This is a genomic window from Pseudomonas lutea, assembly GCF_000759445.1.
GTDB classification, from domain to species: domain Bacteria; phylum Pseudomonadota; class Gammaproteobacteria; order Pseudomonadales; family Pseudomonadaceae; genus Aquipseudomonas; species Aquipseudomonas lutea.
The window spans coordinates 587462-603686 of sequence record NZ_JRMB01000001.1 but is presented as its reverse complement, the minus strand read 5'-3'; the positions used below and the strand labels follow the sequence as shown (position 1 = coordinate 603686).

The 16225-nt window shown below is 63.3% G+C and carries 14 protein-coding genes and 1 pseudogene; 14 read left to right on the top strand and 1 reads right to left on the bottom strand.

All coding sequences use genetic code 11. From position 1 onward, the window contains the following. From LT42_RS02530 to LT42_RS25095, 13 genes and pseudogenes are all read left to right on the top strand, one after another. Entirely contained in the window at window positions 1-438 is a 438-nt protein-coding gene (locus tag LT42_RS02530) for a GspH/FimT family pseudopilin (RefSeq protein WP_037009668.1), read from the top strand. Next, complete coding sequence (locus tag LT42_RS02525; RefSeq protein WP_037009666.1) at window positions 435-803, top strand: type II secretion system protein; 369 nt, start codon at window positions 435-437, stop codon at window positions 801-803. Before LT42_RS02530 ends, LT42_RS02525 begins: the two co-directional genes overlap by 4 nt. After that, entirely contained in the window at window positions 800-1411 is a 612-nt protein-coding gene (locus LT42_RS02520) for a prepilin-type N-terminal cleavage/methylation domain-containing protein (protein WP_037009664.1), read from the top strand. Before LT42_RS02525 ends, LT42_RS02520 begins: the two co-directional genes overlap by 4 nt. Further along, a complete protein-coding gene (locus LT42_RS02515; protein WP_037009663.1) occupies window positions 1408-2136 on the top strand; it encodes a type II secretion system protein GspK in 729 nt (242 codons plus the stop codon). Before LT42_RS02520 ends, LT42_RS02515 begins: the two co-directional genes overlap by 4 nt. Beyond that, window positions 2133-3164 (top strand): PilN domain-containing protein, encoded by a 1032-nt coding sequence (locus tag LT42_RS02510; RefSeq protein ID WP_037009660.1) that lies wholly within the window; start codon window positions 2133-2135, stop codon window positions 3162-3164. The genes LT42_RS02515 and LT42_RS02510 overlap by 4 nt, the downstream gene beginning before the upstream one ends. Continuing rightward, window positions 3154-3744 (top strand): annotated as a pseudogene (gene gspM / locus LT42_RS02505) (type II secretion system protein GspM); the annotation flags it as partial. The gene LT42_RS02510 and the pseudogene gspM, both read left to right, overlap by 11 nt. A 143-nt stretch (window positions 3745-3887) precedes the next feature. Further along, window positions 3888-4403: a DNA utilization family protein gene (locus LT42_RS02500; protein WP_037009659.1), complete on the top strand. Its 516-nt coding sequence runs from the start codon at window positions 3888-3890 to the stop codon at window positions 4401-4403. Then, window positions 4400-6745, top strand: coding sequence for a type II secretion system secretin GspD (gspD, locus tag LT42_RS02495; protein WP_037009657.1), 2346 nt, complete (start codon window positions 4400-4402; stop codon window positions 6743-6745). The genes LT42_RS02500 and gspD overlap by 4 nt, the downstream gene beginning before the upstream one ends. Before the next feature lie 344 nt (window positions 6746-7089). Next, a complete protein-coding gene (locus tag LT42_RS02490) occupies window positions 7090-8070 on the top strand; it encodes an alpha/beta hydrolase (protein ID WP_052074974.1) in 981 nt (326 codons plus the stop codon). A 1244-nt stretch (window positions 8071-9314) separates the two neighbouring features. Further along, window positions 9315-10130 (top strand): DUF1206 domain-containing protein, encoded by an 816-nt coding sequence (locus tag LT42_RS02485; protein WP_037009656.1) that lies wholly within the window; start codon window positions 9315-9317, stop codon window positions 10128-10130. Between the two features lie 168 nt (window positions 10131-10298). After that, entirely contained in the window at window positions 10299-11693 is a 1395-nt protein-coding gene (nosR, locus tag LT42_RS02480) for a response regulator c-di-GMP phosphodiesterase, NosR family (protein ID WP_052074971.1), read from the top strand. Window positions 11694-12111: 418 nt separating this feature from the next. Next, a complete protein-coding gene (locus tag LT42_RS02475; protein ID WP_037009655.1) occupies window positions 12112-13506 on the top strand; it encodes a UDP-glucose dehydrogenase family protein in 1395 nt (464 codons plus the stop codon). 58 nt (window positions 13507-13564) lie between these two features. Continuing rightward, window positions 13565-14140: a winged helix-turn-helix domain-containing protein gene (locus LT42_RS25095; protein ID WP_081955286.1), complete on the top strand. Its 576-nt coding sequence runs from the start codon at window positions 13565-13567 to the stop codon at window positions 14138-14140. Window positions 14141-14209: 69 nt separating this feature from the next. Here the strand turns inward: LT42_RS25095 and pmrG are convergent, their stop codons facing one another. Then, complete coding sequence (gene pmrG / locus LT42_RS02465) at window positions 14210-14971, bottom strand: lipopolysaccharide core heptose(II)-phosphate phosphatase PmrG (RefSeq protein WP_276209482.1); 762 nt, start codon at window positions 14969-14971, stop codon at window positions 14210-14212. A 268-nt stretch (window positions 14972-15239) separates the two neighbouring features. Between pmrG and LT42_RS02460 the strand changes: the two genes are divergently transcribed. After that, on the top strand, window positions 15240-16019 hold the full coding sequence (locus LT42_RS02460) for a phosphatase PAP2 family protein (protein WP_037009654.1): 780 nt from the start codon (window positions 15240-15242) through the stop codon (window positions 16017-16019). The last annotated feature ends 206 nt before the right edge of the window (window positions 16020-16225 follow it).

Genomic DNA, 16225 nt, shown 5'->3' with positions numbered 1-16225 from the left:
ATGCACGCCCTGCCCCGCGCCCGCGGTTTCACCCTGTTCGAATTGCTGGTGGTGATCGTCTTGATCGGCATCAGCGTCGGCCTGGTGAGCTTTGGCGTGGGTCGCGGTTTGCAGTCGGCAGGCGAGCGTCGCGCCTTGAGCGAAGTGGTGCAGTCACTGCGCGCCGCGCGAGTGCAGGCAATCGTCAGCGGTCAGCCGGCGCAGACCCGCTTTGATCTGCGCAACGGTCGTTTGCAGGGCCCGCACCTGAAAGCCGTGCAACTGCCTGCCGACATGCGCGTGCAATTACAGACCGCTGACGGCCTGGGCTCGGCGTTCGAGTTCTACCCCGACGGCGGCTCCAGCGGCGGCCACCTGCTGCTGGCACGCGGCGATAAGCACTGGCGGGTCGACGTTAACTGGCTGACCGGCAACGTTCAGTTGCGCACCCTCAATTGAGTCGTCAGCGCGGTTTCACTTTGCTGGAAATGCTCGCCGCCCTCGCCGTCCTGGCGGTGTGCAGCAGCGTGCTGGTGGTGGCTTTCGGGCAGAGCGCGCGCGCGTTACAGCAGGCGCAGCGCAGCGATCGCTTGAGTCTTGCGGCACGCTCGCTGATGGATGAAGCCAGCGCTGGTCGGTTGCAGCCCGGTCGCACCGAGGGCAAGTGGAGCGGCGTGAACTGGCAGATGGACGTCAGCTCCCTGCCCCGTGGCAATGCGCCCGCGAGCGCATGGCGACTGGATCTGGAAGTGAGCGACGGTGCGCGCCGCGCCCACTACAGCAGCCTGCAAGTGCGCAGTGCCGGTTCGGGTGCCGGTCAATGACGCGCCGAAGCCAGGGTTTCACCTTGCTCGAAGTGCTGGTGGTGCTGAGCCTGCTCGGCGTGCTGCTGACCATGGTCGGCGCCGCGATCACCGGGGCCAATCGGGCCATGGCCAAGGCCGAGCGCTACAGCACGCGGCTCGATGAGATACGTTCGACGCAGAACTTTTTGCGCAGCGCGATCGGTCAAGCGCTACCACTGGCGGCCGGCGGATCTGAGCCCGGCCAGGCGCCGGTGTTCGAGGGCGACGCCCAGGCCATGCGTTTTTATGCGCCGCTGCCCGCGACATTGGGCGGTGGTTTGTACCGGCACAGTGTGACGCTGGCACCCGGTCAGCGGTTGCAGATCAGCCTGGAGCGCTTGCGCGGTCAGGGCCTGTTGCCCGCCGAAGAGCCTCAAGTGCTGTTGCATAACGTGCGGTCGCTGCAATTGAGTTATCGCGGCGTGTCGCCCACCGGCGAATCAACGGCGTGGCTGGACCGCTGGCCATGGCCGGGGCGCCTGCCGGTCAGCGTGCGCATCGACGCGCAGCTGGCAGGGCCGGTGCCGTGGCCGTTACAAAGCGTCAACCTGCGCCTGGACCTGTCTGGGGAGGCGCACACGTTATGAATGAGCCTCGGCAAAAAGGCGTGGCGCTGCTGTTGGTGTTGTGGGTGCTGGCACTGCTCAGCACCCTGCTCGCCGGTCTGCTCGGCTGGGTGCATTTGCAGAATCGCCAGGCGCTCTGGCAGCGCCAGCACACGCAAGCCGTGCTGGCGGCTGAAGCTGGCATCGGCATGGCGGTCCTGGCGCAACTGGACCGCGACCCGGCGCGTCACTGGAAGGCTGACGGTCAGCCCCACGGTTTGCGCTTCGACGACGCCGCGCTGGCGGTGAGCCTGGGCAGCGAGACCGGCAAGCTCGACCTCAACGCCGCCCCGGCCGAGTCGTTCGCCCGTCTGCTGGTGGCGTGCGGCGCGGCTCCGGGGCTGGCGGCAGAGGTTGCCCAGGGCCTGGAGCAGCGCCGCGGCGGTGGTCGGGCGCCGCTGCGCATGGTCGAGGAGGTGCGCGAACTGCCAGGCATCGGCCAGCCGTTGTATCAGTGCGCCAGCCCGCACGTGACCTTGTGGAGCGGGCAGACCGCACCCGACGCGCGCATGGCGTCGCCCTGGCTGCGGCGCGCGCTGGGCCTGCCGCAAGCGGGCCCGGCCACAGAAGACGCAGGCCCGGTCATCAGCATTCAAAGCCAGGCGACATTGCCCGGCGGTTACACCACGACGCTCAACGTCACGTTGTTATTGAACCCATCGAAGGAGGGAGCGCGACCGTATCGCGTTCTGCGTTGGCAAGAATGAAGCAATCATTTTTACAGCAACTCGCGCCCTTGCAGGCCCGCGTGCGCAATCAGTGGCGCGACAGCCCGGCGCAACAGTTGTGGCAGGCCTGGCTGCAGGAGTTGCAGGCGATGCTGCCGGCCAATGTGCGCGCACGGTTGATGCCCAAGGTGCGGGTACGGCTGCTCGATTGGCCCTTGCCGGAAGCGCTGCCACCGATGACCGGCGAGCGTCTGATCCTCATGCTGCCGGCGAGCATGGTGCTGGCGCAGCCGCTGCAATTGCCGCTGGCCGCGCTGCGCGATCTGCACAGCGTGGTGGGCTTTGAACTGGACAAGTACACGCCCTACCCGCGCGAGCAGATGCAGTACGTGGCCCGGGTGACCGGTAAGGGCAAGACCCTGGCGCAGGTGCTGCTGGTGGCGATACTGCGTGAGCGTCTGCAGCCGATCATCAACAGCTGCCGCGAGCAAGGCCTGTCGCTGTATGCGGTGGATGCACGCCACGCCAACGGCGAACGGCTGAACGTTGATCTGCTGCCCGCCGACATGAAGCCGGCCGCTGCGGGCTCGGCACGCCTGCCGCGTTTTCTCGCAGTGGCGTGTGGCGTCTTGCTGCTGACGTGCATGGTGCTGTGGCTGGATGCGCGCACGGCCAGGGTCGAGGCGATGCAAGCGCACGTCGACGAACAACGTTCCCAGGTGCAGGCGGTACAGAACCTGCGTCGCGAGCTCAACAACACCCAGGGCGCCGCGCGCTATCTGGCCCAGCAAAAGGCTGCGCAACCGACCACCTCCAGCGTCCTCGCCGACCTCACCGGTTGCCTGGGCGCCGACACCTGGGTCGAGCAGCTGGAGATCGCCGACGGCGGCAGCGTGTCGATCACCGGTCAGAGCGCCAAGGCGAGTGCCCTTATCGGCCGCATGAAAGACTGCCGCACCCTCAGCGATGCGCAGTTCCAGGGGATCATTCAGCCCGATGCACAGACCGGCAAAGAGCGTTTCTCGCTGCGCGCCCAGTTGCGCAAGGAGACCGCCAATGCGCCGTGAACTGACCCCACCTGAGCGCCGTGGTGCCGCGCTGATCGCCCTGGCGCTGGTGCTGTGGGCCGCCTGGTGGTTGCTGGTACAAAGCTGGTTTCTCGACCCGTTGAGCGACCTGCAGGAGCAGGCCGACACCCTGCGCCACCAGGAGCAACGCTATGCCGGCGCGCTCGCTCAACGTGACCGCCTTGAGCAGCAGTTGCAGGCGGCCCGCCGCGATCCGTCGAGCCGCAGCAGCCTGTTGCCGGGTGAAGACCCGAGCGCCGTGGCCGCCGACCTGATGCAGCGCAGTCTGGACCTGGTCAAGGCCCACGCCGATCAGGGCCCCGGTTGCCAGGTCACCCAGCGCATGCCGATCACCCCCGAACGCGACAGCGCCGAGCCGTACCGCCAGGTGAAGGTCAGCCTGACCCTGGACTGTGCCATGGAGCCATTGGTGACGTTGCTGCATGACCTTGAATACGGTCAGCCGTTTCTGTTCGTCGACAACCTGAGCATTCGCCGTGCGACCTCGGCCCCTGCCTCCGGCGGTGCCGGACGTTTGCAGGTGCACCTGCTGCTGCGCGGTTATCTGCAACAAGCAGCGCCGCACAAAGCTCAGGCTGCCGAAGCGAGAGGCGAGGCGCAGAGCGCGTCACCGCCCGATCAGGCGGATCAAGCGGATCAAGCGGATCAAGCCGATCAGCCTGATGAGCCCGATGAATCCTCAGAGAGCGAGGCGCCTGACGCATGAAGTTCGACACCTTGAGTCTCACCCTTGGCGTCGCCACTGCGCTGCTGGCCGCTGCGGCGGTCAGCCTGAGCATGGGCGCCGGTCAGGACATAGACTGGTTGCCAGCCAGCGCAGCCCGTGAAACCGCTGTGGCTGCCGGGCCTGCCGCATTGCCCGCGCTCTCGGCCCAGGCGCTGACCCTGACCTGGCAGCAGTCGATGTTCAGCCCCGACCGCAAGCCCGATCTGGTCAGCGGCAAAGCACAGGCCTCGTCGCTGGACGGCATCAGCCTGAGCGGCGTGATCGTTGACGGCTCGTCGCGCTGGGTGCTGCTGCAACTGCCGCAAAAGCGCCGCCTCAAGCTGGCCGTCGGCAGCACGCTGGACAACGGCTGGACCCTGGATTCGGTCACGCCGCAAAGCGCCACTTTCAGCCATCAGGGCCAGACCCGCGAACTGCGCCTGCCCCTGCTGCGCCTTCCGCCGCCGTCGCAAGTCCCCCCTATTACTCTTCCACACGTACCCACACCATGAACAATCGCACCCCTGAGTTTTCCCGTCTGCGCAGCCCCCTGTTGTGCCTGGCCACCGCCGTGGCGCTGGCCGGATGCGCGTCCACCCCGGAGCGTTTTGAAAACGACCCGGCCCTGATGCAGGAAGCACTCAACGGTACCGGTTCGCAGCGAGGCCCGGTCAGCGATCCGGTCGAAGCACCGAGCCCGAACAACGCGGGCGCCAGGCCTGCGCCGGCACGGCAGCAGATCATTCGCGGCAACCAGACGTTCGTGCGCGGCTCGAACCCGGCCCCGGTTGCAACGGGCAACAAAGGCGCCGCGGCGGCCACTGGCGACATCAGTTTCAACTTCGCCAATCAGCCCATCGAAGCGGTGATCAACACGGTCATGGGCGACCTGCTGCACGAGAACTACAGCATCAATCAGGGGGTGAAAGGCGACGTCAGCTTTTCCACCTCGCAACCGGTGAACAAGCAGCAGGCGCTGTCGATTCTGGAGACCCTGCTGTCGTGGACCGACAACGCGATGATCCGCCAGGGCGACCGCTACGTCATTCTCCCGGCCAATCAGGCAGTGGCCGGCAAACTGGTGCCGGAAATGCCGGTGGCGCGGCCTTCCAGCGGCCTGTCGGCGCGCCTGTACCCGCTGCGCTTCATTTCGGCAACCGAAATGCAGAAGCTGCTCAAGCCGTTTGCCCGCGACAACGCGTTTCTGCTGGTCGATCCGGCGCGCAACGTGCTGAGCCTGGCCGGTACGCCGGATGAGCTCGCCAACTATCAGGACACCATCGACACCTTCGACGTGGACTGGCTCAAGGGCATGTCCATCGCGGTGTACGGCCTGCAGCGCGCCAGCGTCGGCGAACTGATGCCCGAACTGCAGAAGATGTTCGGCCCGGACAGCGGCATGCCGTTGGCGGGCATGGTCAAGTTCCTGCCGATCGAGCGGACCAACTCGGTGGTGGCGATTTCCTCGCAGCCGCGTTACCTGAGCGAAGTCGGCGACTGGATTCACACCATCGACGAGGGCGGCGGCAACGAGCCGCAGATGTACGTCTACGACGTGCGCAACATGAAAGCCTCGGACCTCGCCAAGTACCTGCGCCAGATCTACGGCAACGGCCAGATCAAGGACGACAGCGCGGCCAAGGTTGCACCCGGCCTGCGCACCCGTTCGTTGTCATCGCTCAACGGCAGTGGCAATGGCAGCAGCGGCGGCATGGGCGTGAGCGGTCAGGGCCTCAATGGCAGCTCGGGCATGGGCGGCGGGATGAATGGCGGCATGGGCGGCGGGCTCGGCAATGGCGGCAGCGGCAACTTCCACGCCGGCGCGCAGCAGGGCGATGAAGAGCAGGACGGCGAAACCTCCGAGGACAGCGCCGACAGCAGCCAGAGCGACAGCGGCGATGCGACCGGCAGCGGCTCGGGCGCCAGCAAGCGGCTGGATGACAGCACACGCATTACCGCTCAGCAGAGCAGCAACCAATTGCTGATCCGCACGCGCCCGGCGCAGTGGAATGAAATCGAAGCCGCCATCAAACGGCTGGACAACGCGCCGATGCAGGTGCAGATCGAAACGCGGATTCTTGAAGTCAACCTCAGCGACGGGCTGGACCTCGGCGTGCAATGGTACCTCGGGCGCCTGGCGGGAAATTCCGGCAGCACCACGGTGGCCAATGCGCCTGGCAGCCAGGGCGCGCTGGGCGGCGGCGGCGCGGGCTTGGGTGCCGACTCGCTGTTTTATTCGTTCGTCAGCAACAACCTGCAGGTCGCGCTGCACGCGCTGGAAACCAGCGGTCGCACGCAGGTGCTGTCGGCGCCGTCGCTGGTGGTGATGAACAACCAGCAGGCGCAGATCCAGGTCGGCGACAACATCCCGATCAGCCAGACCACGGTCAATACCAACACCTCGGGCACTACCCTCAGCAGCGTCGAATACGTGCAGACCGGCGTCATCCTCGACGTCGTGCCGCGGATCAATCCGGGTGGCCTGGTGTACATGGACATTCAGCAGCAGGTCAGCGACGCCAACGACGCGAACGGCACCGACACTAACGGCAACCCGCGCATCTCGACGCGCTCGGTGTCCACGCAGGTGGCGGTGCAGAGCGGGCAAACCGTGTTGCTTGGCGGCCTGATCAAACAGGACAACAGCGACAATGTGTCGGCGGTGCCTTATCTAGGGCGCATTCCGGGCCTGCGCTGGCTGTTCGGCAATACCAGTAAAAGCAAGAAACGCACCGAGCTGGTCGTGCTGATCACCCCGCGCGTGATCACCAGCAACAGCCAGGCCCGACAGGTTACCGATGACTATCGCCAGCAACTGCAGCTGATCAAGCCGACGCCGGCAGGCCGGTTCTAACGACCCGCGAGGCGTTTAGCACGGGTGACGCGGAGCGTCGGGGGATGCATACCCACGCGGAGCGTGGGCACGATCATCGGCAGGCAGGTTTCACGATTCGGGTGATACCAACGCGCAATCTCGTGTAGGAGCGCGCTTGCCCGCGAAGACGGTATCCCGGACGCACTAGATGCGGCGGATGCACACACCGTTTCGCGGGCAAGCGCGCTCCTACAGGCCGAGGCCGCAACTGATCGCTGTGCGCCCAGATGGTCAGGTTGGGCGTCGCGATCACGGGCGTGAAACTCTCGAGCCTCGCCAGACACCAAGAGATACCCGACTGGCGGGTTCATTCACAAGAGAGCATGCATTTGGACAGCAACGACGGTTTGCGTTTTCAAGACGATGAATTGGCGCAAGCCCGGCAGTTCAACAAGAAGCTGGCCTGGATGCCGCGCTTTCGCATCCGCAACCGCTTCGCGCCCCTGCTGATCCAGTCGCTGCTGCGCGTCGGTCAATTGCGCGGTGCGGCCAAACTGGCGCGTTACGGCCTGGTTGCTCAACGCGCGACGGCGAGCGTTGACGGCCGGCAGGTGGCCGTACGGATCATTCGTCCCAAAGGCCAACCTAAAGGCGTGGTGCTGGATATACATGGCGGCGGTTGGGTGATCGGCAACGCGCAGATGAACGACGACCTCAATATTGCGATGGTGCGGGCCTGCAACGTCGCCGTGGTCTCGGTCGACTATCGGCTGGCCGGGGCGACACCGGTTGAGGGCCTGATGGACGATTGCCTCGTCGCCGCGCGCTGGCTGCTGGGCGAAGGTTGCCCGGAATTTGCTGGCCTGCCGGTGATCGTCATTGGCGAATCGGCCGGCGGACATCTGGCTGCGGCTACGCTGCTCCAGCTCAAGGCTTGGCCGGCGTTGTTCACCCGCGTGTGCGGCGCCCTGCTCTATTACGGCGTGTATGACCTGACCGGCACACCGAGCGTGCGCACCGCAAGCCGCGACACGCTGGTGCTGGACGGTCCAGGCATGGTCGACGCCCTGCGCCTGTTGACCCCGGGCATCAGCGAGGAGCAGCGCAAAGCGCCACCGCTGTCACCTTTGTATGGGGACTTCGCAGGGTTTCCGCCGTCGCTGATGTGGGTCGGCTCACTGGACCCACTGCGTGACGACACGCTGCAGATGGCCGAGCGCTGGTCGAAACACAGCGGGGTTGAAATTCATCTCGTCCCGGATGCACCCCACGGCTTTATCCACTTCCCTACCATGATGGCCGACCGGGTACTGGAACACAGCCGGGACTGGATCTGCCGCCGAATCGAGTCCGTTGCCGGCTAACCCTGTTGAATGCTCCTTCTGACGCGCCGACGCTGAGCGTCGCTGGAGGCATTACCACGCGGAGCGTGGGAACGATCAAATATCGCTGTGCGCATCAAGTAACGCAGATCTGTGGGACCGGCTTCAGCCGGGAAAGCGTCGGCAGCCATAACACGGAATTATGGGTACCCACAAATCTGTAGGAGCCGGCTTGCTGGCGAAGGCATCTTGTCCGCCAACACATTCAGCGCTGACCCACCGCGTTCGCCAGCAAGCCGGCTCCTACAGGGGTAGCCCTGCCCTTCCACGTGTTGATCGTCCCCACGCTTTGCGAGGGGATGCCGCCCCGGACGCTCGGCGTCCATCGCTATGACGCTGAGCGTCGCTGGAGGCATTACCCCGCGGAGCGTGGGAACGCGCGCGCATTTTAATGATGTCGGACTTGGCGCCATCATGTGGAACCGGCTTCAGCCGGGAAAGCATCAGCCGCCACACCGCAAAATCGCGGGCACCCGCAAATCTGTAGGAGCCGGCTTGCTGGCGAAGGCGTCTTGTCCGCCAGCACATTCAGCGCTGACCCACCGCGTTCGCCAGCAAGCCGGCTCCTACAGGGGTAGCGCCCTACCCTTCCACGTGTTGATCGTCCCCACGCTTTGCGAGGGGATGCCGCCCCGGACGCTCCGCGTCCATCGCTATGACGCTGAGCGTCGCTGGAGGCATTACCACGCGGAGCATGGGAACGATCAAATATCGCTGTGCGCATCAAGTAACGCAGATCTAGGGAACCGGCTTCAGCCGGGAAAGCATCAGCCGCCACACCGCAAAACCGCGGGCACCCGCAAATCTGTAGGAGCCGGCTTGCTGGCGAAGGCTTCTTGTCCGCCAACACATTCAGCGCTGACCCACCGCGTTCGCCAGCAAGCCGGCTCCTACCGGGGTAGCGCCGTGCCCTTCCGCGTGTTGATCGCAGCGACACCGAGCGTTGCAGAACGCATTACCACGCAGAGCGTGGGAACGATCAATATCGCCGCGTGCATTCAAATTACGCGGATTTGTGGGACCGGCTTCAGCCGGGAAGGCGCCAGCCGCCACAACGCAAAAAAGTGGTTGTCCGCCAGGGTTCCTTCCCGGCTGAATCCGGTACCACCATAGGCACCGCCCGAGGCAGGTTTTCCGTGCCAAACCGGTCCTGCTGCTCAACACAATCGAACCCCGCGCCCCGTCTCGGGTCTGCTCATCTATCGCTTACCCCGGAGATTGCCCCGATGTCCCCGCATCACACCCTTGTCATGCTCGCCCGAGCCGGCTATGCCGCCCGCGGCGTTCTGTACCTGATCATTGGTATTTTCGCTCTGCTCGCTGCGCGCGACTCGTCCAGGCCAAAAGACAGCCACAGCAGCCTGGAAGCCTTATTCAGCCAGCCGTTTGGCCACATTCTGGTGGGTCTGGTGGTGGCCGGTCTGTTGGCGTTCGCGGCGTGGCGGGTCTTGCAGGCCACGCGTGATGTCGACCACCACGGCACAGAGCTCAAAGGCCTGGTCATCCGCGCGGGGCTGCTGGCCGGCGGCGTGGTCAACGGCGCACTGGCGTTCTTCGCCCTGGGCCTGCTGGTCGACGGCCTGAGCAGTTCAGGCGGCTCGGGTGGCGGTCAGACCGAAGACCTGCTCGCCAAAATGCTGTCCTGGAAGCACTCCAACCTCGTCGTCTATCTGATCGCGCTGGTCCCGCTGGGCGTCGGCATCGCGCATTTCTTCAAGGGTTGGAAGGCCTCGTTCGAGAAGTACTTCGAGGCCGATGAGGAAGTGATGCGGTACGTGCGCCCAGTGTCCCGCTTTGGCTTGATCGCCCGCGGCGTCTCGTTCGTCGAGATCGGCGTGCTCCTGGCGATCAGTGGCTCAAGTTATCAGGCGATGCATCCGCCGGGCCTGAAAGACGCACTCAACGCGCTGCAAAACCTGCCGGCCGGCGGTGTAGTGCTGATGGTCATGGCACTGGGGTTGATTGCCTTCTCGGTGTACAGCTTTGCCGAAGCCGCCTGGCGCCGGATCAACATGGACGTGCCCGGCGTCACCCACGCCTGATCACAACGGCGGCAGCGTCCAGCCCGCTTCCCCGGCGGGCCACTGCTGCCGATCCACCCTGCAATTTTTTGTGCTTGAACCCTGCATGCCGCACCGATATCTGGACTAACCTTTGGGCATCCAGCAGTCCGTGTCAGTCACCCGTCGGTCCAGACGCGAGGGTTCATCATGGAAGCTTCAGCCCCTGTGCAAGTGCAGCAACGCCCGTCGCAGCAACGCCCCACCGTTCTGTTGGTGGACGATGAACAACCCATCCTCGACAGCCTGCTACGCCTTCTCGGCGAGCAACCCTACGACGTGCTGTGGGCGACCAGTGGCGAACACGCGCTGGCGATCATGGCCGAGCGCTCTGTCGACCTGATCGTCAGCGACGCGCGCATGCCCGGCATGGACGGCGCGGCGTTGCTGGCGCAGGTTTACAGCCTGTACCCGGACACCACGCGCATCATTCTCTGCGGTTACGCCGAGCTCGATACTCTGGTCAACGCCATCAACGAAGGCCACGTCCATCGCTACATCGCCAAACCCTGGACCGACGAGGATCTGATTCTGGCCCTGCGTCAGTCGCTGACGTATCAGTTTTCCGAGCGCGAACGCCACCGCCTCGAACAGCTCACACAGCACCAGAACGATGAGCTTAAGCGCCTCAACGCCACGCTGGAAAAACGCGTGCAGGCGCGCACTGCCGAGCTGCAGCAGACCGCCGACATGCTTGACCTCGCCTATGAAGAGCTCAAACACAGCTACGCCACCGGCACCGAAGTGTTTTCGATGCTGGTCAATCAGCGCCTGCCCCCGGACAAACAGACCAACCGTGAGGTGATCGACCTGATCAACGCGTGCAGCAGCCATCTGGACGTTGACGAGTCGATGCGCCGCGATCTGTGCATGGCCGCCGCGCTGTACAACATCGGCAAACTGGGCTGGAGCGATGCACTGATCAATACCCCGTCGGACATGGTCAGCCACGCCGACCGGGACACCTGGCGCAGCTACCCGCGCCAGAGCGAGTCATTGCTGATGACGCTGGAACCGATTCAGGACGCCGCCAGCCTGATTCTCCACCATCAGGAGCGCTGGGACGGCAGCGGCTTTCCGGGGCACCTCAAAGGCGAGGCCATTCCGTACGGCGCGCGCCTGCTCAAGCTCGCGGTGGACTTCATCGAACTGCAGCGCGGGCTGATTCTGGAGCGACACCTGAGCAGCGGTGAAGCGCTGTTGTTCATCCGCCGCTATGCCGGCAAGCTCTACGACCCCGCGCTGGTCGAGGACTTCGCCGGCGCCTGCGCCACGTACCTGCACGACGCGGTGCTGACCGACCCGACCGTCAAAGCCGTCAGCACTCGGGAGCTGGTGCCGGGCATGACCCTGGTGCGCAACCTGAACGCGGATAACGGCATGTTGCTGCTCAACGCCGGCAAGGTGGTCAGCGCGGCACTGATCGAGAAGCTCGCCGCATTCGAGGCAATAGAAAACAAGACCCGCTACAGCATCTTCGTGCGACTGCCCGCTCAGGTGCCCGGCGCAGAAAAAGCCAAAACCCACTGGACCGAGGTCGAGTAGCTCGGTCACGCCGGCCCCTTCCCGGCTGAAGCCGGTCCTACAAAAGATGTCGCGTGCAGCGAGATGAACCTTGCCGCGCTGCGGTCCCACACAAAAAGCCGGCTTGCTGGCGAATGCGATGATTCAGCCACCTCCGGGCCGAATGACAGATCGGGTTCGCCAGCAAGCCGGCTCCTACGAACGCATGCAGAGCCGCCATCCGTTATCGACGTCAGCATCGCCTTGAGAGGGCGACTGAGCCTGCGGCGACGTCGGGAGGCGTCTTTCATTTACCCCGCACATCCACAAGCTGTTAACCCTCTGTTGGCCATAAAACGTTCACGGGATCGAAATTTGAAGGTGTCACGCTGGGCCTGACGGGTGAATTCGCCCATCAAGCGTCGGCGAGTTTCCAGCACTCTTCTTCAGGATGATCCCCATGAAAATCAGCGTTTTCGGTAGCGGGTATGTCGGTCTGGTGCAAGCGAGTGTGCTTGCGGAAGTGGGCCACGAGGTGGTCTGCATGGACATTGACCACGCCAGGGTCGAGCAGCTGCGCCAAGGCCAGGTGCCGATATTTGAGCCGGGGCTGGCAAACCTGGTACGCGAACATCTGGACAACGGGCGTCTGCAATTCACCACCGACAGCCGTTTTGCCATTGAGCACGCCGACGTGTTGTTCATCGCTGTCGGCACGCCCTCACGCGAGGACGGCTCGGCAGACCTGAGCGGTTTCTTCGCCGTCGGCGAGGCGATTGCCACGCACCGCTCCGAGCCACTGATTATCGTCGAAAAGTCCACGGTGCCGGTGGGCAGTGGCGACGCCTTGCGCGGGCACATCGACAAGGCCCTGCGCCACGCCGGGCGGTTATTGCAGTTCGATATCGTCTCCAATCCGGAATTTCTCAAGGAAGGCTCTGCGGTCAACGACTGCCGGCGCCCGGACCGGATCGTCATCGGCTGCGACAACGAGGCCGTGCGCAACGTGATGCGTGAGCTGTACGCGCCCTTCAATCGCAACCATGACCGGATCATGTTCATGGACCTGCGCAGCGCGGAACTGACCAAATACGCGGCCAACTGCATGCTGGCGACCAAGATCAGCTTCATCAACCAGATCGCCGAACTGGCGGAACACCTGGGTGCGGACGTGGAGTCAGTGAGGCTCGGCATCGGCGCGGATTCGCGCATCGGCTACGACTTCATCTACCCCGGCTGCGGTTACGGCGGTTCATGTTTTGGCAAAGACCTGCGTGCGCTGATCCACAGCGCCCGAGAGGCCGACTGCTCGAATGACCTGTTGGCGGTGGTCGAAGCGATCAATGAGCGGCAGAAGAGCAAGCTCTTTGAGCGGGTCAGGGCTTTTTACGACGGAGATCTGCGTGGCAAAACATTCGCGTTGTGGGGTCTGGCGTTCAAGCCCAACACCGATGACATGCGTGACGCGCCCAGTCGGGTGCTGATGGAGGCGCTGTGGGAAGCCGGCGCGACGGTGCGAGCGTTTGATCCCGAAGCGATGCAGGAAACCCAACGTCTCTATGGGCAACGCAAGGACCTGGTGCTGATGGGCACGCCCGAGTCGACCCTCGATGGCAGTGACGCGCTGATCATCTGCACCGAATGGCAGCAGTTCAAGGCACCGGACTTCGAGCTGATCCAGCAACGCCTGCGTGCGCCGGTGATCTTTGATGGTCGCAATCTGTACGACACAGAACGACTGGCCCGAAGCGGTTTTCGTTATTTCCCGATCGGGCGCGGGGAGTCTTGCGAACTGCCGATCCCGCAGAAGCAATGGCGCCCTTACAAACGTACTGCAAGCGGGACCCTCGGCTGAATTCAAGGGCCCCTTCCCGGCTGAAGCCGGTCCCACACAGGTGCAGTGCAGCGCAGTGATGCATGCATCCACCTCAGTGGGACCGCGAGAAGCCAAGCCACCCGCCCAGTGGGACCGGCTTCAGCCAGGACAAATCCAAGCCACCCGCCCAGTGGGACCGGCTTCAGCCGGGAAGAAGTCGAGACATCTGGTTGATTTCGAGTGTGAAACCTCACGCCCCGACCGCCAGGGCGATGACCATGACGCCCTGCTGCTGAACGGCTTGTTCACGGGACCCGAACTAATTTTTGACAACTGCCCACCTACTATCCCGCCCACTGTCGCAAAGGTGGGCGTATTTATGCTGGTGGTTGAAGATCTGATGCTGGACACGGAAAAATACCGAGCGTTCAGGGCCGATAAACATTTGAAGCTCAATCCAACCAACATCGACATCCTGGCCTTGCTCATGGCCAGAAGTCCGGCGATCGTCAGCAAGGCGGAAATTGCGGCGAAGCTGTGGGGCGAAGACGGGGTTGAAAGAAGTACGGGGCTCGGCACTCGGGTGCATCAAATCAGAAAAGTCGTCGACGATGGCTTTGACTTTCCGCTGGTGCATACCGTGTATGGCGTCGGTTATCAATTGTGCAAATAAACCCTGCGACCAAGTGACTGCGTGTTGAGCAAGTGCACTGCAGTTGTCTGACGTTTATTTATCGCGCATTCATTTACTGCCCTTCACCATGAGTTGATTCCAGCCTTCGGGATTCAACAGCCCTCTTATCACTGGCCGGCCTTGCCGGTTCATTGAAATGAACACCACGCTGTCGTAGTCGCTCATATCAGCGTGGTAATAACCCTGTTGTTTCTCGATCTGGCTGATACAACCGCTGTGGGTCACCAGCACCAGATTGCGCTGGCTCGCTTTGTGGGCCATCACTTGATCCAGGCTCATGTTTTCGCAGTCAAAGAGCCAGTCTTGCGCCGCCACCGGATGGCCAACCAGAAACTCGGCCGTCTGCAGGGTCCGCGTTGACGGGCTGGCAACGACGTCGGTCTGCGTCAACCCAAGCCCCTCAAGCGACCGGCCGACCTCTGCCGAGACCTGCTGCCCGTGGCGGGTGATGCCGTCGCGCGGCCCGACGCAGTCGTTGTTTGATCGGTCACAGCGCTCGCCGTGGCGCACCAGCATCACCACCTCGCCTTTCTTCCAGCTGTCGTAAAGACTGGCGATGCGCGAGTGGCTGTCGATTGCCAGATCGACGGGCGACCGGGGCCAATAGGTGTAACCGGTCAATATCAACAACGACACGGCGATCGCTACAACGGTCATCAGTAGCCTGGATGTTTTGCCCGGTCGTGACAACTTGCCGGCTTTGTCAGCCAGCGGAATAAACAAGGGTTTGCGCATCATTGAGTTCAGGCCATTAGATGAATCGACAACGGCATCCATGTCGAGATTGATGGCCATCTTAAAAAGAGACACATCGTTATTTGGTTATGGCCTTGTGAAAAAAACAGTGGGCGTTGCAACCGTTGAGCAGTGGAATAAACAATGACGAAAAGTTAAATCTGGTTTGCTGACCGAGCCGGATAACCTTTGCCTATAAATATGAGCAATCCAGCGTGGCGTCCTGCGCCCAATGAACCTTTCACATCGCCGTCACCCGACATTGACCTGAACAACGATAGGTTCGGCGCGCCGTCGGTTCGAACCGGTCGAGGCAATGACGCAAACTTTTCGGGATACAACCGTGCGCAGCGAACGATCAAGATTTTATGCCTGGAACCTGGGTCTGCCGATCGCCATTGCGCTGGCGATCTTCGTGGTCTTCGACCTGACGTCGCTGGACGAAGTCATCAGCAACTGGCTGTACTACCCCGATCATGCCTTCCCCTATGGGCACAATCGTCTGTTTGAAAATCTCACGCACCGCTGGCCCCGGATCATCCCGGATCTCACCGGGGAAGCGGCCATCATTGGCGCCCTCCTCTCGTTCATCTGGCCACTGTTAAAACCGGAACGCCCCGGCCGATTGCTGAATTTGCTTGAGAAATTGCACATCGCACCGCTGCTGCGTTTTACGGCGCGCCATCGCCGCGACCTTCTGTACGTGGTGGTGGCCTTCGCTGTGGTCACCGGCATGATCCATTTCTTCAAAAGCCACACCAGCATTTACTGCCCGGTGGAGACGACGCTGTATGGCGGGGCTATGGCGAAAAAGGAATGGTTCGAGAATTTCACGCTGCTGCATGAGGCAGGCCCGGGCCGTTGCTGGCCGGGCGGCCATGCTTCGGGCGGCTTCACCATGGTCGCGTTGTATTTTGTGGCGCGTCGCTACCGTTGGCGGCATGCCAGGGCCGTCCTTTACGGCTCGATGCTCCTCGGCATGATCTACGGCACCACGCGTGTGCTGCAGGGCTGGCATTTCATGTCGCACACCTTCTGGGCAGGCGTGATCGTGTGGCTCGGTGCGCTGCTGACAGCCCTGGCCTTTTATGGCTGGCGCCAGTTGGCAACGCCGTACCGCTGAACGGCATCGAAGCGCGCTCGATAAACCCCACACCGCTCCCGTTTGCTGGCAAACTGCCTCCCCGTGACCAGCATGATAGCTTGAGGCCATAATTTCCTGGCGTTCAAGCCATCCGGCGCCTGGCGAATAACGGCCCGTGGCAGTCCCAGCACTGGCGGGCGGGCATCTGCCGTTCGTCCAGGCGCTGAACTCTCTTGCGCCAATCC